This is a genomic window from Histidinibacterium lentulum (assembly GCF_003789055.1).
Lineage (GTDB): Bacteria > Pseudomonadota > Alphaproteobacteria > Rhodobacterales > Rhodobacteraceae > Oceanicola > Oceanicola lentulus.
This window is the reverse complement of record NZ_ML119090.1, coordinates 60,052-80,574: the sequence shown is the minus strand read 5'-3', so window position 1 is coordinate 80,574 and position 20,523 is coordinate 60,052. Positions and strand designations below refer to the sequence as shown.

The 20,523-nt window shown below is 69.1% G+C and carries 16 protein-coding genes; 8 read left to right on the top strand and 8 right to left on the bottom strand.

Annotated features, from left to right (window positions below; all coding sequences use genetic code 11):
• Window positions 1-250: 250 nt before the first annotated feature.
• The 3 genes from EAT49_RS17395 to EAT49_RS17385 all read left to right on the top strand — a co-directional run bounded on the left by EAT49_RS17395 (window position 251) and on the right by EAT49_RS17385 (window position 4,917).
• The gene (locus EAT49_RS17395; protein ID WP_246003897.1) at window positions 251-844 is read left to right on the top strand and encodes a sugar transferase; all 594 of its coding nucleotides are present in this window, start codon (window positions 251-253) and stop codon (window positions 842-844) included.
• A gap of 97 nt (window positions 845-941) precedes the next feature.
• Complete coding sequence (locus EAT49_RS17390) at window positions 942-3,125, top strand: Wzz/FepE/Etk N-terminal domain-containing protein (RefSeq protein ID WP_246003896.1); 2,184 nt, start codon at window positions 942-944, stop codon at window positions 3,123-3,125.
• A 4-nt stretch (window positions 3,126-3,129) separates the two neighbouring features.
• The gene (locus EAT49_RS17385) at window positions 3,130-4,917 is read left to right on the top strand and encodes an ABC transporter permease (RefSeq protein ID WP_123643578.1); all 1,788 of its coding nucleotides are present in this window, start codon (window positions 3,130-3,132) and stop codon (window positions 4,915-4,917) included.
• 87 nt (window positions 4,918-5,004) lie between these two features.
• On the opposite strand, the gene EAT49_RS17380 is transcribed toward EAT49_RS17385, so the two are convergent.
• Together EAT49_RS17380 and EAT49_RS17375 are read right to left on the bottom strand one after the other, a co-directional pair.
• Window positions 5,005-6,036, bottom strand: a complete 1,032-nt coding sequence (locus EAT49_RS17380; protein WP_123643577.1) for an extracellular solute-binding protein — start codon at window positions 6,034-6,036, stop codon at window positions 5,005-5,007.
• Between the two features lie 113 nt (window positions 6,037-6,149).
• Window positions 6,150-6,557 carry a rhodanese-like domain-containing protein gene (locus EAT49_RS17375; RefSeq protein ID WP_123643576.1) on the bottom strand — a complete coding sequence of 136 codons (408 nt, stop codon included), beginning with the start codon at window positions 6,555-6,557 and terminating at the stop codon, window positions 6,150-6,152.
• An 82-nt stretch (window positions 6,558-6,639) separates the two neighbouring features.
• Between EAT49_RS17375 and EAT49_RS17370 the strand changes: the two genes are divergently transcribed.
• Both EAT49_RS17370 and EAT49_RS17365 read left to right on the top strand, forming a co-directional pair.
• The gene (locus EAT49_RS17370) at window positions 6,640-8,721 is read left to right on the top strand and encodes a hydantoinase/oxoprolinase family protein (RefSeq protein ID WP_123643575.1); all 2,082 of its coding nucleotides are present in this window, start codon (window positions 6,640-6,642) and stop codon (window positions 8,719-8,721) included.
• Entirely contained in the window at window positions 8,718-10,316 is a 1,599-nt protein-coding gene (locus EAT49_RS17365; RefSeq protein ID WP_123643574.1) for a hydantoinase B/oxoprolinase family protein, read from the top strand. Before EAT49_RS17370 ends, EAT49_RS17365 begins: the two co-directional genes overlap by 4 nt.
• A 7-nt stretch (window positions 10,317-10,323) precedes the next feature.
• Here EAT49_RS17365 and EAT49_RS17360 read toward each other — a convergent pair whose 3' ends face one another.
• The 6 genes from EAT49_RS17360 to EAT49_RS21300 all read right to left on the bottom strand — a co-directional run bounded on the left by EAT49_RS17360 (window position 10,324) and on the right by EAT49_RS21300 (window position 16,207).
• A complete protein-coding gene (locus EAT49_RS17360) occupies window positions 10,324-11,781 on the bottom strand; it encodes a cobyric acid synthase (protein WP_123643573.1) in 1,458 nt (485 codons plus the stop codon).
• 79 nt (window positions 11,782-11,860) lie between these two features.
• On the bottom strand, window positions 11,861-12,187 hold the full coding sequence (locus EAT49_RS17355; protein ID WP_123643572.1) for a DUF6280 family protein: 327 nt from the start codon (window positions 12,185-12,187) through the stop codon (window positions 11,861-11,863).
• Between the two features lie 246 nt (window positions 12,188-12,433).
• Window positions 12,434-13,183: a CAF17-like 4Fe-4S cluster assembly/insertion protein YgfZ gene (ygfZ, locus tag EAT49_RS17350; protein WP_123643571.1), complete on the bottom strand. Its 750-nt coding sequence runs from the start codon at window positions 13,181-13,183 to the stop codon at window positions 12,434-12,436.
• Window positions 13,180-14,970 (bottom strand): ABC transporter ATP-binding protein, encoded by a 1,791-nt coding sequence (locus EAT49_RS17345; protein ID WP_123643570.1) that lies wholly within the window; start codon window positions 14,968-14,970, stop codon window positions 13,180-13,182. Before EAT49_RS17345 ends, ygfZ begins: the two co-directional genes overlap by 4 nt.
• Before the next feature lie 57 nt (window positions 14,971-15,027).
• Window positions 15,028-15,354, bottom strand: a complete 327-nt coding sequence (locus EAT49_RS17340) for a PilZ domain-containing protein (protein ID WP_123643569.1) — start codon at window positions 15,352-15,354, stop codon at window positions 15,028-15,030.
• Window positions 15,355-15,412: 58 nt separating this feature from the next.
• Complete coding sequence (locus tag EAT49_RS21300) at window positions 15,413-16,207, bottom strand: alpha/beta fold hydrolase (RefSeq protein WP_185020807.1); 795 nt, start codon at window positions 16,205-16,207, stop codon at window positions 15,413-15,415.
• Between the two features lie 366 nt (window positions 16,208-16,573).
• On the opposite strand from EAT49_RS21300, the gene metZ reads away from it, so the two are divergent.
• From metZ to EAT49_RS17320, 3 genes are all read left to right on the top strand, one after another.
• Window positions 16,574-17,797, top strand: a complete 1,224-nt coding sequence (metZ, locus tag EAT49_RS17330) for an O-succinylhomoserine sulfhydrylase (RefSeq protein ID WP_123643567.1) — start codon at window positions 16,574-16,576, stop codon at window positions 17,795-17,797.
• 84 nt (window positions 17,798-17,881) lie between these two features.
• Window positions 17,882-18,988, top strand: coding sequence for a GTP cyclohydrolase FolE2 (gene folE2, locus EAT49_RS17325; protein ID WP_123643566.1), 1,107 nt, complete (start codon window positions 17,882-17,884; stop codon window positions 18,986-18,988).
• Between the two features lie 86 nt (window positions 18,989-19,074).
• Window positions 19,075-20,523 carry a TrkH family potassium uptake protein gene (locus EAT49_RS17320; RefSeq protein WP_123643565.1) on the top strand — a complete coding sequence of 483 codons (1,449 nt, stop codon included), beginning with the start codon at window positions 19,075-19,077 and terminating at the stop codon, window positions 20,521-20,523.

Sequence of the window (20,523 nt, the reverse complement as noted above, 5' to 3'; positions counted from 1 at the left end):
GGAGTGCCAATCGGCGCACCCGGTTCCCCGGCTGCCGCTTTTCCCTTGGTAACTTTCTGAAGATATTGTTAACAAAACGTTAGAGTCGTCTGATTAAGAGAGCACTCGTCGCCTGACCGTCGTCAGGGCACCACGACAAGGGGTTTTGTGCCCCCGGGGGTTTTTCATGTCTTATATTGATGCGTCTTTTCGGGACGATTTTTCTGTTGTTTCGTCGTCTTCGTTTCGGGGGTTTCGTCACGGGTGCAGCGTGACGGGTCGGGCGTATCCCTACATTCGTCGGGGGGCGGATATCGTCGGGTCGGCGGTTCTTGCGCCGGTGGTCGGGGTGGTGGCGCTGGCGCTTCTGGCGCTGAACCCGTTCTGGAACCCGGGACCGCTGTTCTTCCGCCAGCCGCGGATGGGGCGGGGATGTCTGCCGTTCATGGCGCTGAAGTTCCGCACGATGCGGCCCGCGGAGGCGGTGACGCGGGCGGCGGACGATCCGCTGGAGGAGGACCGGATCACGCCCTTGGGGCGGGTGCTGCGGAAGATGCGGCTCGACGAGCTGCCGCAGGTGCTGAACGTGCTCGCGGGCGAGATGAGCCTGATCGGGCCGCGGCCGGATTTCTACGACCACGCCGTGACCTATCTGGCGTCGATCCCGCGCTACCGGCAGCGTCACATGATCCGTCCGGGGATCTCGGGTCTGGCGCAGACCGAGGTGGGCTATGTCTCGAGCATCCGGGAGACGCGGCGCAAGGTCTCGGCGGATCTCTACTACATCCAGCATGCGAGCCTGCGGATGGACGCATGGATCGTGTGGCGCACGCTGAAGGTGGTGCTCACGCGGGCGGGAACGTGAGCGGGCGCCGGGCGCGGCGTTCTTGAAGCGTGGCGGCGTTCGTGCAAGACCGGACTGACCCCGGGGGCGATCCGGGGTGCTGCACCGGGGACAGGTCTTGAACGAGGTATCGGACAGGCGCTACGGGGCGCAGGCCAGGGGACCGGTGCAGCCGCAGATGGCGGCGCCGCCGGTGCCCGAGGACGACGAGATCGACCTTCTGGGCCTCGTGCGCACGCTCTGGCGCGGCAAATGGCTGATCGGGCTCTGCGCGGCGCTGACGCTGCTGATCGGGGGCTATTACGTCTACGAGCTCGCGGTGCCGAGATATGCCGCCAGCACGTCGCTGGCGCTGGAGGTGGACCGGGCGCAGGTGGTGGACCTGCAGGAGGTGGTCTCCGGGGTCTCGTCGGACAGCCAGGCGATGCAGACCGAGCTCGAACTGCTGAAGTCGCGGGTGCTGCTCGGGCAGGTGGTGGACCGGCTGGATCTGACGTCCGATGCCGAGTTCAACGCGCGGCTGCGGCCGGAGCCGGCGTTTTCCACGGAGGATCTGAAGAACCTTGCGCGGCAGGTGCTGGGCCGGCCGATCCCGGTGCCCGGGCCGGACACGCCCGAGGCGGCGCGCAACCGCGCGATCGGGGCGCTGGGCGGGGCGATCTCGCCGTCGATCCTGCGGGGGACCTACGTGTTCACGATCCGGGTGGTGACCGAGAACGCGGGGAAGTCGGCGCGGATCGCGAACACGCTTGCGGCGGTCTATCTCGAGGACCAGGTCCGCTCGAAGCTGGAGGCGACGGAAGGTGCCGTGACCTGGCTGTCGGAGCGCCTGGTGGAGCTCGAGGCGGAGCTGCAGGAGCGGGAGGACGCGATCGAGGCGCTGCGGGCGGAGGCGGATTTCGTGAGCCCCGAGGGTCTGGCGGCGCTCAACACCCAAGCGCGGGAGGCGCGGGGGCGGCTCGACCTGGCGCGGGCGGACGCGGCGGCGGCGGCCGCGCGGGTGGCGGAGCTCGAGGCGGCGCGCACGGCGGGCGATCTCGAGGCGCTGCTGGCGGCGGCGTCGGACCCGACGCTGGAGCGGCTGGCGGAGCGCGGGCCGGCGGCGGAGGTGCTGGCGGCGGACGGCGCGTTCCTCGCGCGCTACGACCAGATCGCGGAGCGGGCGGGCTCGGATCTCGCGCGGTCGCAGGCGAGCCTCGCGGCGCTCGAGGATACCGCGGCGCGTCTCGACGGGGACATCGCGGAGCAGTCCGAACAGATCGGCCGGCTGCAGCAGATGATGCGCGAGCGCGACGCGGTCTCGACGCTCTACGAGACCTTCCTGACGCGGCTGCGGGAGACGACCGTCCAGCAGGGCATCCAGCAGGCGGATGCGCGGGTGCTGTCGGAGGCGACGGGCGGCAGCCTCGTGGAGCCGCGGGCCTCGCGGGTGCTGGCGCTGAGCCTGATCCTGGGGCTGATGCTGGGGGGCGGGATCGTGCTCCTGCGCGAGGCGCTGCGGAACGGGTTCCGGACCTCGGACGAGCTTTCGGCGGCGACGGGGCTCGAGGTGATCGGGCAGATCCCGGTGATCCCGATCCGGCGGCGGCGGCAGCTGGTGCCCTATCTGAACGACAAGCCGAACGCGGCGGCGACCGAGGCGATCCGGAACCTCCGGACCTCGATCCTGATGTCGAACATCGACACGCCGCCGCAGGTGATCGCCTTCACCTCCTCGGTTCCGGGGGAGGGCAAGACGACGGATGCGATCGCGGTGGCGCACAATCTCGGGGGTCTCGAGGGCAAGCGGGTGCTTCTGCTCGAGGGCGACGTGCGGCGGCGGACCTTCTCGCAGTATTTCCCCGAGACCGGCCGTCCCGGGCTTCTGTCGCTGATGTCGGGGGAGGCCGCGCTCGAGGCGGCGGTGGTGCCGGCGGCGGAGGCGGGGATCCGGGCGGACGTGATCATGGGCGAGAAATCGGCGGTGAACGCGGCGGACGCCTTCGCCTCGCAGCGGTTCCGGGACCTTCTGGAGACCCTGCGCGGGCGTTACGACTACATCGTGATCGACACGCCGCCGGTGCTGGTGGTCCCCGACGCGCGGGTGATCGGCCAGACCTGCGACGCCATCGTCTACTGCGTCCAGTGGGACCGCACCCCTCGCCCGCAGGTCCTCGACGGCCTGCGCGAACTGAGGTCCGTCAACCTCCACGTCGCCGGAACCGCCCTCACCAAGATCGACCCCCGCGGCATGAAACGATACGGATACGGCGGAAAATACGGCGCATACGCAAGATACGGAAACAAGTACTACCAGCAGTGAGGCCATGAGTACGCCATCCGCCCATCGCCTTGCTCCGGGGTCCGGCACGCCGCGCGGAGAGCAGCGGTCCGGAGCGGTCCGCAGCCATCGCGCCGCGCGCTCGGACGTGCTCTTGCGGACGATCGCCGTCGCGGCGGCGGCCCTCTGCCTTCTGCCGATGGTCGCCGTGGCCATCGCCGCGTCTCTCGGCACGACCGACACCCTGAGGCACCTCGCCGAGACCGTGCTCTGGCGCTATACCTCAACCACGCTTCAGCTGGTGGTCCTCGTGGCTCTCGGCACGGCGTTGCTCGGAACCGGGGCGGCTTGGCTCGTGACCATGACCCGGTTTCCGGGCGTGCGGCTCTTCGAGGTGGCGCTCGCCCTGCCTCTTGCCTTCCCCGCCTATGTCCTCGGCTATGCCTACACGGATCTGCTCGACCACCCCGGCGCGGTACAGTCTGCGCTGAGGGCGGCGACGGGCTGGGGGCCGCGGGATTACTGGTTTCCAGAGGTCAGATCCACGGCAGGCGCCGCCGTCATGCTGATCCTCGTGCTCTATCCCTACGTCTATCTCCTGGCGCGGGCGGCATTCCTGCAGCAGTCGGCGACGGCCTTTCTCGCAGCCCGGGCGCTCGGTCAGTCTGCCTGGGGCGCGTTCCTCAGGGTCTCTCTGCCCATGGCGCGGCCCGCGATCGCCGGTGGTGTCCTGCTGGCCATCATGGAGACGATCGCCGATTTCGGGACGGTCTCCTACTTCGGGGTGCAGACCTTCGCCACGGGCATCTACACGAGCTGGTTCGGCATGGCGGATCGCGCCGCGTCGGCACAACTGGCGCTTTGCCTCCTGGCCTTTGCCCTCATGCTGGCCTTGCTCGAGCGGATCCAGCGCGGGTCGGCGCGCCATCATGGCGCGGGCAAGCGCTTCGAGGTCGCGCCCCCGACGGACCTGCGCGGCTGGCATCGCTGGGGCGCCGTGGTGCTCTGCACCGTGCCCGTGGTGCTCGGCTTCCTGCTTCCGGTTGGGCTTCTGTTCGAGATGGGGATCGGCTCGGGGCAGGACCTGACCTCCGACCGCTACCTCGGATTCCTGCGCAACTCGGTGACGCTTGCCGGGACCGCCGCAGTGGTGACGGTGACCGCGGCTGTGGCCCTCGGTCTTTATCATCGCATCGCGCCCGGAGCGCTCTCGGCAGGTGCGGCACATGTCGGGCGGATCGGCTATGCCGTGCCTGGAGGGGTCATCGCCGTTGGCCTGCTCGTACCCTTCGCGGCCTTCGACAACGCCATCGACCGGGTGATGGAGGCGCGGTTCGGAATAGATACGGGCCTGCTGTTCACCGGGTCGATCTGGCTTCTGGTGATGGCCTACATGGTCCGCTTCCTCGCCGCGGCGCTGAACACCTATGACGGCGGCCTTGCGACCGTGCACCGCAACACCGATGCGGTGGCAAGGACGCTCGGCGTTTCAACCGCCGGGCTGGTGCGGCGTGTGCATCTTCCCATCCTTCGGCCGACGCTGCTGACCGCGCTGCTCATCGTGTTCGTCGACGTGATGAAGGAGTTGCCGGCGACCCTCATCATGCGCCCGTTCAATTTCGACACGCTGGCCGTTCAGGCGCATCGGCTGGCGGCCGACGAGAGGCTCGCGGGTGCGGCGGTCCCTTCCCTGGTGATCGTGGCCGTGGGGCTTCTGCCGGTGATCCTCGTCTGCCGCGCCCTCGGGCGTCATTCCCCCGACATTCCCCGGGCGACGCCGGCCCCGGCAGCCGAGATGCTCGACGAACCGCCGACGGACCCGCGCGCGTCCTGACGGAGGCACCGCGGCAGCGCGTTGCGCAACAAAAAAGGGCGCGGCCTCCGAGGCCGCGCCCTTCCTGCCGGTGGTCAGGACTTTGCCTTATTCCCAGCCTGCCTCGTTCAGGACCTCGATCGCCGCGTCGATGTTGTCGGCGATGTCCGAGAGCGCGATGGTGTCGGGTCGGAAGATGCCCAGCGACGCGACGGAGGGGGCAAGGCCCACGCCGGGAACGCCCGGGTATTCGTCATTGCCCGCGGAGAAGTACTCCTGCGCCGACTCAGACGTGAGATACTCGAGGAACAGGATCGCGTTCTCGCGGTTCGGGGCATGGGCCGCCACGCCGCCGCCCGAGATGTTCATGTGGGCGCCGATGTCGTTCTGGTTCGGGAACACCCAGCCGATGTTTTCGAGCTGCTCGGGAGACATCTGCTCGTCACCCGTCCGCAGTGCGCGGGCATAGTAATAGGTGTTCGACATGGCCACGCCGCATTCGCCCGACGCAATGCCGCGGAGCTGGTCGGTGTCGCCGCCCTGGGGCGAGCGGGCGAAGTTGGCCACGACGCCCTCGGCCCAGTCCGCCACCGCGTCACGGCCGAGATGCGCGATCAGGGCCGCAGTGATGTTCTGGGTGTAGACGTTGGTGGAGGAGCGGATGCAGACCTCACCGGCATACTCGGGATTCGCGAGATCCTGATAGGTCTGCGGCGGGTTCTCGATGCGGGCCTTGTCGTAGAACAGGATGCGCGCGCGCTGCGAGAAGGCGAACCACTGGTTGTCGTCGTCCTGCAGATAGGCAGGAATGCGCGCCTCGAGCACCTCGCTCTCGATGGACTGGAGCAGGCCCAGGTCGGCCGCGCGGGCAAGGCGCACGGTATCGACGGTCAGGAAGACATCCGCCGGCGAGTTCTCGCCCTCGGCTTCCATCCGCGCGATCAGCTCGTCGGCATTGCCCTCGATGCGGTTCACGGTGATCCCGTACTGCTCCTCGAAGTCCGAATAGAGCCGCTCGTCGGTGTCGTAGTGCCGCGACGAATAAAGGTTGAGCTCCTGGGCGAGCACGGGCGCGGCGGGCAGGGCCGTGGCGAGCGCGGCAACGCCCGCGGTCAGCAGCCTCGAGTAGGGACGGGTCATGGACACCTCTCCGGAATGTTGTTCCATCGGCCGGTTTATTCCGACACAAACGCTCAACTACCTGATCCGAAGATTCGGTCAAGCCATTCCTAGTGAAATTGTCGGAAAAGGTGTCAGCTGCCTTGGTCGTCCGGCCATTCGACCGGGCCGCCCTGCGCCTCCCAGGTTGAGAAGCCCTCGCGCAGATGTGCCGCCGGGAACCCCATGTCCTGCAACTGCACGACGGTCAGCGCCGATCGCCAGCCCGAGGCGCAGTGAAAGACGTAACGGGCCTCCTCGCGGCCGAAGACCTCCTTGAAATAGGGGCTCTCGGGATCCACCCAGAATTCGACCATCCCGCGCGGGGCATGGACGCTGCCCGGGATCCAGCCGCTGCGCTGGCGCTCCCGGATGTCGCGGATGTCCACGACCACCACCTCGGGATCGCCGAGAAGCGCGATCAGGTCGGCCGTCTCCACCTCGTCGATCCGCGCGCGAGCCTCGGCCACAAGCTGCGCGGCGCTCTTTGTCAGTCGTCTCATGGGAACTCCTCTCGCCGCGGCAGTTTGACGGCCCCCGCGCCCGGTGCAAGGGTCGCATCGGAACGCGTTGGGGAGAAGCGGCATGGCGGCGGTCAGGGCGGGGGTGGATATCGGCGGCACCTTCACCGACGTGGCGCTGGAAACGCCGGGCGGCCTTGTCACCGCAAAGGTTCTGACCGACTACGCCGCCCCAGAGGCCGCAGTGCTCGACGGGCTCGCGCGGGCGGCGGAGGCGGCGGGCCTCGGCCTTTCCGACATCGCCCAGGTCATCCACGGCACCACACTTGTGACCAACGCGCTGATCGAGCGCCGCGGCGCGCGAACCGCCTTCGTCACCACCGAGGGCTTTCGTGACGTGATCGAGATGCGCTCGGAGAACCGCTTCGAGCAATATGACCTCAACCTCGAACTTCCGTCGCCGCTGGTGCCGCGCGAAGACCGCTACACCCTGCCTGAACGGCTTGCGCCGGACGGCACGGTCCTCCTGCCCCTCGACCGCGCCGAGGCGGAGGCAGTCGCCCGGCGGATCATCGAGGCAGGTTACGAGAGCGTCGCGGTAGGGTTCCTCCACGCCTATGCGAGCGACGCTCACGAACGCCTCGTCGCCGAGGTCTTCGCCGCTCTTGCACCGGACCTTCCCGTCTCGCTCTCCTCCGTGGTCTCGCCCCAGATGCGGGAACTGCCGCGGTTCAACACCGTCTGCGCCAATGCCTATGTCCGCCCCCGGGTGGAGGCCTATCTCGGTCGCCTCGCCGAGCGCCTGCGCGCGGCGGGCATCATCGCGCCTCTTGTCCTCATGCATTCGGGTGGCGGGCTCATGTCGGTGGAGACCGCCCGCGCCGTGCCCGTTCGCCTCCTGGAATCGGGCCCCGCCGGAGGCGCCGTCTTCGCCGCCGGCCATGCGGCCGCCCATGGCATCGCGCGGGCGCTCTCCTTCGACATGGGCGGGACCACCGCGAAGATCTGCCTGATCGACGAGGGCCGTCCCAAGACCGCCGCCACCTTCGAGGTCGCCCGCAGCTACCGCTTCAAAAAAGGCTCGGGAATGCTGATCCAGACGCCCGTCGTGGAGATGGTCGAGATCGGTGCGGGCGGCGGCTCCCTTGCCTCGGTCGATGCCATGCGCCGCATCCGCGTCGGCCCGCGCTCCGCCGGGTCGGAACCCGGTCCCGCCTGCTACGGGCGCGGCGGAACCGAACCAGCCGTGACCGACGCCAACCTTCTCTTGGGCCGGATCGACCCCGCGGCCTTCGCCGGGGGCGCCATACCGCTTCTGCCCGAGAGGGCCGAGGCGGCGCTCGCCCCCCTTGCTGCCGCGCTCGACCTGCCCGTGACCCATGCGGCGCACGGCGTGACCGAGACGGTGGACGAGACTATGGCCAACGCGGCCCGGGTTCACGCGGTCGAGAACGGCCGCGACATCGAGGAAACCGTGATGATCGCCTTTGGCGGCGGCGCACCGCTCCATGCCTGCCGCCTTTGCGAAAAGCTGGGCATCCACGCGGCCCTGGTGCCGCCCGGTGCCGGTGTCGGCTCGGCCATCGGCTTTCTGCGCGCGCCCGTCAGTTTCGAGGCCGCTCGCGCGCTCTTCCAGCGGCTCGAGGCGCTCGACGCCGCCCTCGTGAACGCGGCTCTCGCGGAACTCGAGACCGAGGCGCGGACCTTCGTCGCCGAGGTGGCCGGGGGGACCCCGGCAGAGGCCCGCCTCGTGGCCTTCATGCGCTACCACGGGCAGGGCTGGGAAATCCCCGTGCCACTCCCGGATGTCCGCCTCGGCCCGGATGACGGCCCGGCCCTGCGCGCGGCGTTCGAGACCGCCTATCGCGGGCTCTTCGGACGCAGCATCGACGGGCTCGCGGTCGAGGTCACCAACTGGGCGCTCACCGTCGCCACCCCGGCGCCGCCGCCCCCGCCCGTGGCCACCGACAGGACGGGTCACAACGAACCGCCCCCCGCCGGCCACCGCCCGATCTGGGAGGCCGCCGTCCGGGAGATGGAGCAGGCCGCCGTCCTGCCGCGCAGCGCCCTCTGCCCCGGCAGGGCGATCGACGGCCCCGCCGCCATCGTCGAGGACGAGACCACCACCATCGTCAGCGCGGGCTTCCGCGCCGTGGGCCAGCCCTGCGGTAGCCTGCTGCTGATCCGCAAGGAGGCCCGGCCATGACCCGCTCCATCGACCTGCAGATCATGTGGGACCGTCTGATCGCCGTGGTCGAGGAACAGGCCCAGACCCTCATCCGTACCGCCTTCTCCACCTCCGTCCGCGAGGCGGGCGACCTTTCCGCCGGGCTCTTCGACGCGGAGGCGCGCATGATCGCCCAGGCTGTCACCGGCACGCCGGGCCACGTCAACGCCATGGCCGAGAGTGTCGGTCACTTCGCCCGGATCATCGGGACGGCGACGATGCGGCCCGGCGATGTCTACATCACCAACGATCCCTGGATGGGCACCGGCCACCTGCATGACGTGACCATGGTCACCCCGGTGTTCCGACGTGGACGGCTGATCGGCTATTTCGCCTCTACCGCCCATGTCGTCGACATCGGCGGGCGCGGCTTCGGCCCCGACGGGCGGGATGTCTTCGAGGAAGGCCTGCGCCTTCCCGTCTGCCGTTTCGCCGATGCGGGCGAGGTGTCCCGCCTTTTGCTCGACATCGTCCGCACAAACGTCCGCACCCCAGATCAGACAGTGGGCGACATGTTCTCCCTCGCCGCCAGCAACGCGGCGGGGGAGCGGCGGCTGATGGCAATGCTCGACGAATTCGCCACCGATGACCTCGCGGCCCTCTCCGACTTCATCCTCGAGCGCAGCGCCGCCGCCACCCGCGCGGCCATCGCCGATGTCCCTCCCGGCGCCTTTGCCAATGAGATGTGGGTCGACGGGGCGGAGGCGCCGGTGCGCATGGCCGTCACACTGACCGTGGCCGAAGACGAAATCCTCGCCGATTTCGCCGGAACCTCGCCCGCCAGCGCGCGGGGCGTGAATTGCCCCGAGGTGTATACCCGCGCCTATGCCGCCTATGCCCTGAAATGCGCCATCGCGCCGGAGGTGCCGAACAACGCAGGCTCCCTCGCGCCCTTCCGTGTGAGGGCCCCCTCGGGTTCCATCCTCGCCGCAGAGCCTCCCGCCCCGGTCTCGGTGCGCCATGTCATGGGCCATCTCGTCCCCGACGTGGTCCTCGGCGCGCTCCATGGGGCCCTGCCCGGACGGGTGCCCGCCGAGGGCGCCTCGGCGCTCTGGAACATCCAGCTCTCGGTCCGCACGCCCGATGGCGCGCCCGCCGCCGAGATCCTGATGTTCAACTCGGGGGGGACGGGCGCGCGTCCCGGCAGCGACGGTCTCTCCGCCACGGCCTTCCCCTCGGGCGTGTCGACCATGAGCGTGGAGGCGACGGAACATGTCGGCCCGATCACCGTCTGGAAGAAGGAGCTGCGCCCCGGCTCGGGCGGCGCGGGCAGGACCCGCGGCGGCCTCGGCCAGGTGATCGAGATCGCCGCGCGGGACGGCCATGACCTCTGGATCAATGCGATGTTCGACAGGGTCGACCACCCCGCCCGCGGGCGGGAGGGCGGCGCGGACGGCGCGCCGGGCGCGGTCATGCTGGCCGACGGCACGCCGCTCTCCCCCAAGGGACGCCAGCAGGTGCCGCGCGGCGCGCGCCTGCGCCTGCTCCTGCCGGGTGGGGGCGGATACGGCCCACCAGAGGAACGCCCCGCCGAGGCCATCGCCCGGGACCGCGCGGCCGGTTACGAAGAGTAGCGCGGCCTTACGCCAAAGGCTCCGCCAGCGCGAAAAGCGCATCGAGATCGAGATGCCGCTCGAGGTGATCGGCAAGCGCATCGAGCGTCGCCTCCACCCCGGCCTCGTAGTCGCGGGAGTCGGCCCTCAGCCCCAGCATGTCCAGAAAGGCCCTGCGGAACCCGTCGGCGGCAAAGAGCCCGTGCAGGTAGCAGCCCATCACCCGCCCGTCCGCCGAGGCCGCCCCCTCGGGCCGGCCCTCCACCTCCAGCCACGCGCGGGCGCAATCGGGCCCGGACGTGGCGCCCAGGTGAATCTCGTAGCCTGACACCGGCAGGCCCGTCGCCCGGTGCCGCGCCTCGGTCAGCGTGACGCGCTTTGCGGGCTGCATCCGCGTCTCGATATCCAGAAGGCCCAGGCCCCGGCACTCGCGCTCCGACCCCTCCAGCCCCTCGGGATCGGAAATGCGCCGCCCCAGCATCTGGTAGCCGCCGCAGAGCCCCAGCACATGCCCGCCGCGCCGCACATGGGCGGCAAGGTCGATATCCCAGCCCTGCGCGCGGAAGTGGGCAAGATCGGCCATCGTCGATTTAGAGCCGGGGATCAGGACCAGCGCCGCATCCCCGGGCAGCGGCCTCCCCGCCTCGACGATCTCGAGCTTCACGCCGGGTTCGACGGCCAGGGGATCGAGGTCGTCGAAATTGGCGATCCGGTTCAGCCGCGGGACCGCGATCTTCAGCGTCCCCTCCGAGGGCGTCGCCCGCAGGTCCATCACATCTTCGGCCGGAAGCCTCCAGGCGTCCGCGAACCAGGGCAGGATGCCGAGGCCCCGCCAGCCGGTGTGCCGCGCGATCTCCGTCATGCCCTCGGCAAAGAGTGTCGGATCGCCCCGGAACTTGTTGATGGCAAAGCCCTTGATCCGGGCGCGGTCGCTTTCCGGCAGAACCACATGGGTGCCCACGAGTTGCGCGATCACGCCGCCCCGGTCGATGTCGCCGATCAGGATGACCGGGACTCCCGCCGCCTCGGCAAAGCCCATGTTGGCGATGTCGCCCGCGCGCAGGTTCACCTCCGCCGGGCTGCCCGCGCCCTCCACGACGACCAGATCGCGCCCCATCGCCAGCCTGCAAAAGCTCTCCAGCACCCGCGGCATGAGCCCGGCCTTCATCCGCCCGTAGTCGCGCGCCCTGACCGTCGCCTCGCGCCGTCCCTGCACCACCACCTGCGCGCCGGTGTCGGTCTCGGGCTTCAGCAGCACGGGGTTCATGTCGATGCGCGGTGCCAGACCGGCGGCGCGGGCCTGCAGGGCCTGCGCGCGGCCGATCTCGCCGCCGTCCTCGGTGACGGCTGCGTTGTTCGACATGTTCTGCGGCTTGAAGGGCGCCACGTCGAAGCCACGCCTGCGCGCCGCACGGCAGAGACCGGCCACGACAACGGACTTGCCCACGTTGGAGCCCGCGCCCTGGATCATCAGCGCCCGCGTCAAGACCGGCCTCCGCACGCCGTGGCAGACGAAAAACGCGGCCCCCTCTCGGGAGCCGCGTCAGTCGGGGATCCGTGCAGCGTCAGGCGGCCGCGCGGGCCAGCGCCTCAGCCGCGTTGCGGCGTTCGCTTTCCTCGCGCGACAGGGCGACGGAGGTCCGCACACCCTTGGCCACGAAATCCATCAGGCCCTTCACGACGCGCTCGTTGGGATCGATCCCGGCGCAGGTCAGCACTTCGCGACCGTCGCGGGACCGAGCCCACCGGGCGATCTGCTCGGGGCCATTGCCATACTTCTTGTCGTCGGCGATGGCATCGTCGAGCGCGGCAAGGACAACCGCGGCGAACAGCTTGCGCGCCCGGTTTCCCTGCTCGTTGTTGAAAGCGGTGCCATCAACGAAATTGGTCATCTCGCGTCCTTCGTTGTTCTTGATCTTGTGATATCGGCGTCCGGGGAATATGCATTTTTGCACTCGATTCGGGCTTTCGTTTACGGAATGCCTGCCATGCGTTTAGCGCATGGCTCTCCCGGCGCCGAGGCCGTGCTTGATCCTGATGTTGTGGGCTCTGACGTCCCTCCGTTGTGTGCATGTAGGCTTGTTCTGCCGCCACGCAACCAAACGCTGCACGCGGGAACACGGTTCCCCGACACTCGGTCAAGCGTCCAGAAGCGTGGCGTCGAGTTCGGCCGCAACGCCGCCGGCCAGCATCGGCCCCGTGGCGCGATCGTATCGCAGCCACGCCAGGCCGCGGTTCCCCGAAACCGTATGCAGTGTTCCAGCGGGCTTCTCCCCCGCAAGGATCTCGGCTCCCGCCGTGGCCGGTCCGGACAGGCGCAGCCGGGCCAGGCCCTTCTTCAGCTCGGTCTTGTGCCGCATCCGCGCGGTCACCTCCTGGCCGACATAGCAGCCCTTGCGGAAATCCACCCCGTGGAGCCTGTCGAGCCCCATCTCGAGGGGATAGCTGTCCCCCGTCAGCTCCGCCCCCGCTTCGGGCACCATCGCCTCGACGCGGATCGCGTCCCAGTCGCTGCCGTCGTCGCCCTCCGTCGTGCCGTAAAGCCGCCATCCCATCGCCGGGTGCCTCGGATCGGGAAGCGCGCCCTCCGGTGCCTCCCCCGTGCCGCGCGAGACCTTCAGGCCGCTGTCCTCGATCGTCACGTCGGCCCGCAGCTTGTACATGCCCAATCGCTGCGCAAGCGCGGGCGCGATCGCGGCCGGCGCGTCGAGCAGGATCCGCTCGTCCTCTGCCATCATGAAGAAATCGGCGATGTACTTGCCCTGAGGTGTCAGCAAGGCAGCATAGCGCAGCCCGTCGCCCGGAGAGGGCAGGGCATTTGTCACCAGACCGTCCAGAAATTTCAGACGGTCGGCGCCGCTCACGGCGATCACGAGGCGGTCTGTCATCGGGCCTCCCCGGCCTGGGAAATGTCGTCTTCGGTGCGGAACTGCATGCGATAGAGATCGGCATAGAGACCGCCGCGCGCAAGAAGCTCGTCGTGGCGACCTTCATCGTCGACCCGGCCCCGGTCCAACACGACGATCTTGTCGGCGGCGCGCACGGTCGAGAGCCGGTGCGCGATCACCAGCGTCGTGCGGCCCTTCGACAGCCGCTCCAGCGCCTCCTGAACGATCTGCTCGGATTTCGTGTCGAGCGCCGAGGTGGCCTCGTCGAGAAGCAGGATCGGCGTGTCCCGCAACAGGGCGCGGGCGATGGCGACACGCTGCCGCTGCCCGCCCGACAGGTTCGAGCCGCGCGGGCCCGCCGGGCTGTCGAGACCGTCATCGAGCTGTGGCAGGAAATCCGCCACATGGGCCGCCTCCAGCACCTCCGCCAGCCGGTGCTCGGGCACGTCCCGGCCCAGAAGGATGTTCTCCCGCAAGGTCTCATCGAAGAGAGCGGCATCCTGGCTTACCACGGAAAAGAGCCCGCGAAGATCGCTCAGCGACAGCGACCGCGCCTCCACCCCGCCGATGAGCACCTGCCCCGACTGCGGATCGGCAAGCCGCGTCAATACATGAAAGATCGTCGATTTGCCCGCCCCCGAGGCGCCCACGAGAGCCGTCGTCTTGCCCGCCTCGGCGACAAACGAGACGTCCCGCAGCACCGGCAGATCGCCGCCATAGCCAAAACCCACCCCTTCCAGCCGCAGCTCGGGCGCGCCTTGGGGCGGCGTCTCGGGGCGCGAAGGCGACAGCACGGTCGGCTTCTCGGCGAAGAGCGCGTGAATGCGCTCGATCGAGGCCGCGGCAGTCTGCCATTTCCCCGACAGCTGGCCCAGCCGGCGCAGGGGATCGAAGGCAAGGCCGATGGCGGTGAAGAAGGCCATGAACTGGCCCACCGTCTTCTCGCCCGCGATGATCTCCGACCCGCCGTAGAGCATCACGGCGAGGAACCCGAGGCCCGACATCAGGTCGAGCAGCCCGGGGATGGCCGCCTGCCAGGCCGCGGTATGCACCTCCGCATCCACGCGCTTGCGCACGAGGGCGGCATCGCGGCGCGCCTGGTAGCCCTCGAGCCGGTTCAGCTTGATCGGCGTGATCCCGTGAAACACCTCGTCAAGTCGCGTCGACATCCGGCTCGCCAGCTCCCGCGCCCGGCGCGAGACGCGGCGCACCCTTGTCTGCACGAGGTAGGAGGGGAACACGAGCAGCGGCGCCGCGATCAGCGTCACCGCCGTCCAGCGCCAGTCGATGGAGATCGCCACGCCGAAGAGCCAGATCAGCGCTACGAGGTCGCGGCCCACGCCGGTGATGATCGTCGCCCAGACCGCGTTGATCGCGGCGACGTCACCCTGACACCGCTCGATCAGCTCGCCCGGGCTGCGGCCCTGGTGAAACCGGCTGTCGAGCCGCATGAGGTGGCCGAGCAGGTCGGCGCGCAGTTCTGCGGCTGTGTTCTGAGCGATCCGCGTGAGCAGCACCTTGTGTGCCATCGCCGCGAGGCCCCGAAGAACGAAGATGCCGCAGATGATGAAGCCCACGCGCCAGAGCGCCCCGGTATCACCGCCGACGAGCACTTCGTCGAACATCGGCTGGACCATCAGGCTGAAGAACCCGAGCGTGCTGCCCTCGAGCGCCATGATCGCCAGGGCAAGCAGCAGCCACCAGGCATGACGGCGCAGATAGCCCCGCCAGAGCCACGCGAAGAGCGGCCCGCTCTTCGTTTCGCTGCGAGGGCCGGCGGCTGACATGGCGGGCAGATAAGGGCCTGCCGGGTGCGGATGCAAGCGCGGCAGCCGGTGGCCCCGCTACAACTCGCGGAACCGGGCGGGACCGGCGGTCGCGTGGCGGACAAGCGCCGCTTCCGTCGTGCCGCGCAGGCGCATCAGCTCGGATCGGGTCAGCGGGCGGTCGAATCGGATGCCGGTCAGGTCTCCTCTCGTCCAGGCCACCGAGGCGCGCGGCTGCGACACATGAAGGTCGAGCGTCAGGCGTGTCCCGGGCGACACCCCGCTCAGGCCGCGCAGCCTCGCGCCCCGCTCGGAGACGTTCCGCAGGTCGGCCATGATGCGTCGGCCGCGGTGGACGACGGTCACGGCGCAGTCGCAGAGGGTCCGGTGTTCGCGGTACTTCATGCCCTGCCTTTCCTGCCGATGACCCGCTCGGGTCTAACGTCGGAGGGTGAAGGTCCCCTTAAGAAGCGCGCGACAGGACCAGCCTCGACCGGGCGGCCCCGGACCGGCGTCCCTCGTCTTCCTGGCGGCCTACCGTGCGCAGGTGCAGAACGGCAAGCGGCGTTCGCTCCGGCTTCAGCACGAGCGCGCGATAGAGCGAAAAGACGCCCGGCCGCAGGTATCCGGACCAGTGGCAGATGCGCACGCCCGCCGGACGAATGCGGAAGCCCAGATCGCGGAGCCCTGCCAGGGTCTCCACCCGGTCGAGCTTCAGATCGAGCCAGCGCGTGCCGCCCGGGCCGCCGCGGCCAAGGGTCGGGCCTCGATGGGGCAGGGCGGCCCTCAGCAAGAGGTCGAAGACGAGGTTCTCGCGTCCCGTGACGTTGACGATCTCCGCCGCCCGCCCCGCCGGTGTCTTCAGGACCCGCATCGTCTCGGCGCGGAATACCGCGGCACTGATCAGGATCAGTCGCCCTACCGCGCCCGCCGGAAGGCCCGGCAGCGCGGCCAGCGCGACCCGGGCGCCGAGGGAATGGCCGATGAGATGCACCGGCCTGTCCGGCGCCACCTCGCGCAGCCGTTCCACGAGCTGCGACAACCTGCGACCGGCGCGGCCCGCTTCGGCCCATGCACGCCAGATCGACCCGCGCGCAGGCCAGCCGAACCCGATCGCAAGCCCGGCCTTCCCCGAGAGGCCGAGATGCCGTGGCCAGGACACGGCTTTCCAGCAGTCCCGCCTCGGCCGGAGCGACAGGATGTGCGCATGGGGGTCATGCGCCTCGGAGTCGGGGTCGAACTTGAATCCATGGATCATCACGACAACCGGCGCACCGCGAGGCAGTCCCTCGAGTGCCGACCGCAACCTGCCGGCATCCGGCAGCGCGCCGCTGTTGACCGGTAGAAGTCCCATCCCTGCCCCACAAGATGTTGTGCAGGGACTTCGCACAGCCTTGCGACATACGGGTGTCGTCGCCGTTACAGCGCCGTGACGGAAGGCGGCGCTTGACCGCGACGGCCCCCATGGCCTAGCTGGACCTCGCGTGGCGATTTGGACCGGATTGCGGGCCACGACGGGGGCAGGACGCCCGCCTGAAAACAGACCGCTAAAAGGAAACGGGCCGCCCCCGCACGGGCGTCGGACCCGAGACCTGGCCCGGCGTCGGGACGGAGTGAAAGGCCCATGACCGATCTGTCGAAAAAGCCCGGGGAGGCGCCCGGAACCGCCCCGGCCCGTCCGCTGTCGAAACGCACGACGGCGGTTCATGCCGGGGTCCGACGCAGCCAGTACGGCGAGGTGAGCGAGGCGATCTTCCTCACCCAGGGATTCGTCTACGACACCGCCGAGGCGGCGGAGGCACGGTTCCAGCAGGCCGGCCCGGACGAGTTCATCTATGCCCGCTACGGCAATCCCACCGTGCGCATGTTCGAAGAGCGCATCGCGGCGCTCGAGGGCGCCGAGGACGCCTTCGCCACCGCCTCCGGCATGGCGGCGGTCAGCGGCGCGCTGATGTCGATGCTGAAGGCGGGCGACCATGTCGTGTCCTCCCGCGCGCTGTTCGGCTCCTGTCTCTATGTCCTCGAGGAGGTGCTGACGCGCTTCGGCGTGGAGGTGACCTTCGTCGACGGCACCGATCTCGACGCCTGGCGCGCGGCGATCCGCCCGGGCACCCGCGCCGTCTTCTTCGAGAGCGTCTCGAATCCCACGCTCGAGGTCATCGACATCGCCGCCGTCTCCGAACTCGCCCATGCCGCCGGCGCGCTTGTGTTGGTCGACAATGTCTTCGCCACCCCGATCTTCAGCCGCGCCATCTCCCAGGGCGCCGACGTGGTGATCTATTCGGCGACCAAGCACATGGACGGACAGGGCAGGGCACTCGGCGGGGTGATCCTCGGCACGCGCGAGTTCGTGCGAAAGACGGTCGAGCCTTACATGAAGCACACCGGCGGATCGCTCTCGCCTTTCACGGCCTGGATGCTGCTCAAGGGCCTCGAGACGATGGATCTGCGCGTGCGCGCACAGGCGGCCTCGGCCCTGGCACTTGCCGAGGCGCTGAGCGGCCATTCCGCCCTGTCGAGGGTGATCTATCCCGGTCTGCCCGGTCATCCTCAGCACCTTCTCACGCTGGCGCAGAACGGCCAGGGGGGCACCGTGCTGGCCATCGACACGGGGTCGAAGGAGGCGGCGTTCGAGACGCTCAACGCCCTGCAACTCTGGACGATTTCCAACAACCTCGGCGACGCGAAGTCGATCGTGACCCATCCTGCGACGACCACGCATCAGCGCCTGCCGGACGAGACGAAGGCGGCGCTGGGCATCACGCCGGGAATGATCCGTCTTTCCGTGGGCCTCGAGGCTCCGGAGGACCTTCTGGCCGATCTGCGGCAGGCCCTCCCGCCCGGCTGAGGCGGAAAGAGACGCGCGTTTGTGGAATTTGTTCCCCGGCGGCCCATATGTCGGCCTCCTCTGACTGGGACCGGGGACAGACACATGAACATTCTCACGCCGCTGATTGAACGCGATCCGTCACGCGCGGAGGTCGAGACCGCGCTCGAACTCCTGCGAAACTGGGCCGAAACGGCCTCCGCCGAAGAGCTCGCCGACCTCGACCCGCGCCTTGCATCCCTTCGGAGCGGACCGGCCGCGGCATCTTACCCGGAACTGTCCCGCGACTATCCGGAAGGCTTCCAGGCGGATCACGCCTATCGCGCGACCCTGCCGGACCTGCAGAACGGCCCGGCCTCCCTGATCCGCGGCGAGGCGGCGCAGATCCAGCATGTCGGCATCTCGAACTTCCGCCTGCCGATCCGTTATCGCACCCGCGACGGCGCGATGCTGACGCTCGAGACCGGCGTCACCGGCACCGTCAGCCTCGATGCCGACAAGAAGGGCATCAACATGTCGCGGATCATGCGCACCTTCTACCGCCATGCCGAGCGCACCTTCTCCTTCGAGGTGATCGAGGCCGCGCTCGACGACTACAAGACCGATCTCGACAGCCTCGACGCCCGGATCCAGATGCGCTTCCGCTTCCCCGCGAAACTGCGCAGCCTGCGGTCCGGGCTCGAGGGGTTCCAGTATTACGACATCGCGCTGGAGCTCGTCGAACGGGCCGGCGTGCGCCGCAAGATGATCCATCTCGACTACGTCTATTCCTCGACCTGCCCCTGCTCGCTCGAACTCAGCGAACATGCCCGCATGACCCGCGGACAGCTCGCCACACCCCATTCCCAGCGGTCCGTGGCGCGCCTGAGCGTGGAGATCGCAGCCGGAACCGGCGACTGCCTCTGGTTCGAGGACCTCATCGACATGGCCCGCGCTGCCGTGCCCACCGAAACCCAGGTGATGGTCAAGCGCGAGGATGAGCAGGCCTTCGCGGAACTCAACGCCGCCAACGCGATCTTCGTCGAGGACGCGGCCCGGCTCTTCTGCGAGCAACTCCGGGCCGACGCCCGGATCGGAGACTTCCGCGTGGTGGCCAGCCACCAGGAAAGCCTGCACAGCCATGACGCGGTCTCCGTCCTGACGGACGGGCCGACCTTCGCGTCCGAAAGCCTCGATCCGCGCTTCTTCGAGAGCCTCTATCACACCGGCTGACCCGGGCCGGGGCAGCGGCGCCATCCGCTCGGGGGCGCCGCGCCGTGCCGCTTGACACCCCGCGGCGCCGACGCCAACGCTTCGCCATGCTCGACCTGCGCCCCGTCGGATATGTGATCGGTCTGCTCGTCGCGGCACTGGGCGTCACGATGCTGGCGCCGCTTCTCTCCGACCTTGTCGCGGGCAACGGGCACTGGCCGGTGTTCCTCGAGGCGGCCGCGGTCACCATCCTTGCGGGGGGCCTCACCTCTCTGGCCTGCGCCAACGGGGTGACCGAGGGCCTGTCGATCCGGCAGACGTTCCTGCTGACGGTGCTCGTCTGGGGCGCTCTCCCCTTCTTCGGGGCGATCCCCTTCATGATCGGCGCCTCCAACCTCAGCTTCACCAACGGCTTCTTCGAGGCGATGTCGGGCCTGACCACCACCGGGGCCACCGTGCTCGGCGGGATCGAGGCGCTACCAGAGGGGCTGAAGCTCTGGCGCGGCATCATGCAATGGCTGGGCGGCATCGGGATCATCGTCGTGGCGATGGTGTTCCTGCCGGAGCTGCGCGTGGGCGGGATGCAGATCTTCCAGGCAGAGGCCTTCGACACGATGGGCAAGATCCTGCCCCGCGCAACCGAGATCGCCAGCCGCATCTCAGTCATCTACGTCGGTCTCACCCTCGCCTGTGCCCTCGCCTACAACATCGCGGGCATGTCCGGCTTCGACGCGATGATCCATGCGATGACCACCATCGCCACGGGCGGCTACGCGAACTACGACGCCTCCTTCGCCAACCTGCCGCCCGCGACCCACTACGTCGCCTCGGTCTTCATGGTGCTCGCGGCGCTGCCCTTCGTGCGCTACGTCCAGATGGTCGCCGGCACGCCGCAGGCGCTCTGGCGCGACGCCCAGATCCGGGCATTCTTCGCCATCGTCACGCTCGTCATTCTCGGCATGACCCTCTGGGTCTGGGTCACGACCTACGACCTGCGCGAGGAGGGATTTCGCCACGCGCTCTTCAATGTCGTCTCGATCATGACCGGGACCGGCTACGCCAGCGCGGACTACATGCTCTGGGGCTCCTTCGCGGTGACGGCCTTCTTCTTCATCGGCCTGATCGGCGGCTGCGCCGGATCGACGGCCTGTTCCATCAAGGTCTTCCGCTACCAGCTCCTCTTCACCTCGATCCGCGTGCAGATCCGGCGCATCCACTCGCCGCACGGCATGTTCGCGCCCCGATATGACGGCAAACCGGTGAGCGAGGACGTGCTCAACTCCGTCATGGCCTTCTTCGTGGCGTTCATCGTCGTGATGGGGCTCTTCACCGTAGGCCTCAGCCTGACCGGGGAGAGTTTCATCACCTCGGTGTCCGGCGCCGCCGCGGCGCTCGGCAACATCGGGCCCGGCCTTGGCGAGACGATCGGACCCGCTGGCAACTACCATGCCCTCAGCGATCCGGCCAAGTGGCTCCTGTCCGCCGCGATGCTCATCGGGCGGCTCGAGGTGCTGGTAGTCCTGACGATCCTGACGGCGAAGTTCTGGCGCGCCTGA

Bases quoted from the DNA above. Each gene is read 5' to 3' on its own strand.
- EAT49_RS21300 (WP_185020807.1), bottom strand. From the start codon at position 16,207: ATGATCCATGGATTCAAGTTCGACCCCGACTCCGAGGCGCATGACCCC.
- EAT49_RS17370 (WP_123643575.1), top strand. From the start codon at position 6,640: ATGGCGGCGGTCAGGGCGGGGGTGGATATCGGCGGCACCTTCACCGAC.
- EAT49_RS17380 (WP_123643577.1), bottom strand. From the start codon at position 6,036: ATGACCCGTCCCTACTCGAGGCTGCTGACCGCGGGCGTTGCCGCGCTC.
- EAT49_RS17345 (WP_123643570.1), bottom strand. From the start codon at position 14,970: ATGTCAGCCGCCGGCCCTCGCAGCGAAACGAAGAGCGGGCCGCTCTTC.
- metZ (WP_123643567.1), top strand. From the start codon at position 16,574: ATGACCGATCTGTCGAAAAAGCCCGGGGAGGCGCCCGGAACCGCCCCG.
- folE2 (WP_123643566.1), top strand. From the start codon at position 17,882: ATGAACATTCTCACGCCGCTGATTGAACGCGATCCGTCACGCGCGGAG.
- ygfZ (WP_123643571.1), bottom strand. From the start codon at position 13,183: ATGACAGACCGCCTCGTGATCGCCGTGAGCGGCGCCGACCGTCTGAAA.
- EAT49_RS17365 (WP_123643574.1), top strand. From the start codon at position 8,718: ATGACCCGCTCCATCGACCTGCAGATCATGTGGGACCGTCTGATCGCC.
- EAT49_RS17375 (WP_123643576.1), bottom strand. From the start codon at position 6,557: ATGAGACGACTGACAAAGAGCGCCGCGCAGCTTGTGGCCGAGGCTCGC.
- EAT49_RS17355 (WP_123643572.1), bottom strand. From the start codon at position 12,187: ATGACCAATTTCGTTGATGGCACCGCTTTCAACAACGAGCAGGGAAAC.
- EAT49_RS17385 (WP_123643578.1), top strand. From the start codon at position 3,130: ATGAGTACGCCATCCGCCCATCGCCTTGCTCCGGGGTCCGGCACGCCG.
- EAT49_RS17340 (WP_123643569.1), bottom strand. From the start codon at position 15,354: ATGAAGTACCGCGAACACCGGACCCTCTGCGACTGCGCCGTGACCGTC.
- EAT49_RS17320 (WP_123643565.1), top strand. From the start codon at position 19,075: ATGCTCGACCTGCGCCCCGTCGGATATGTGATCGGTCTGCTCGTCGCG.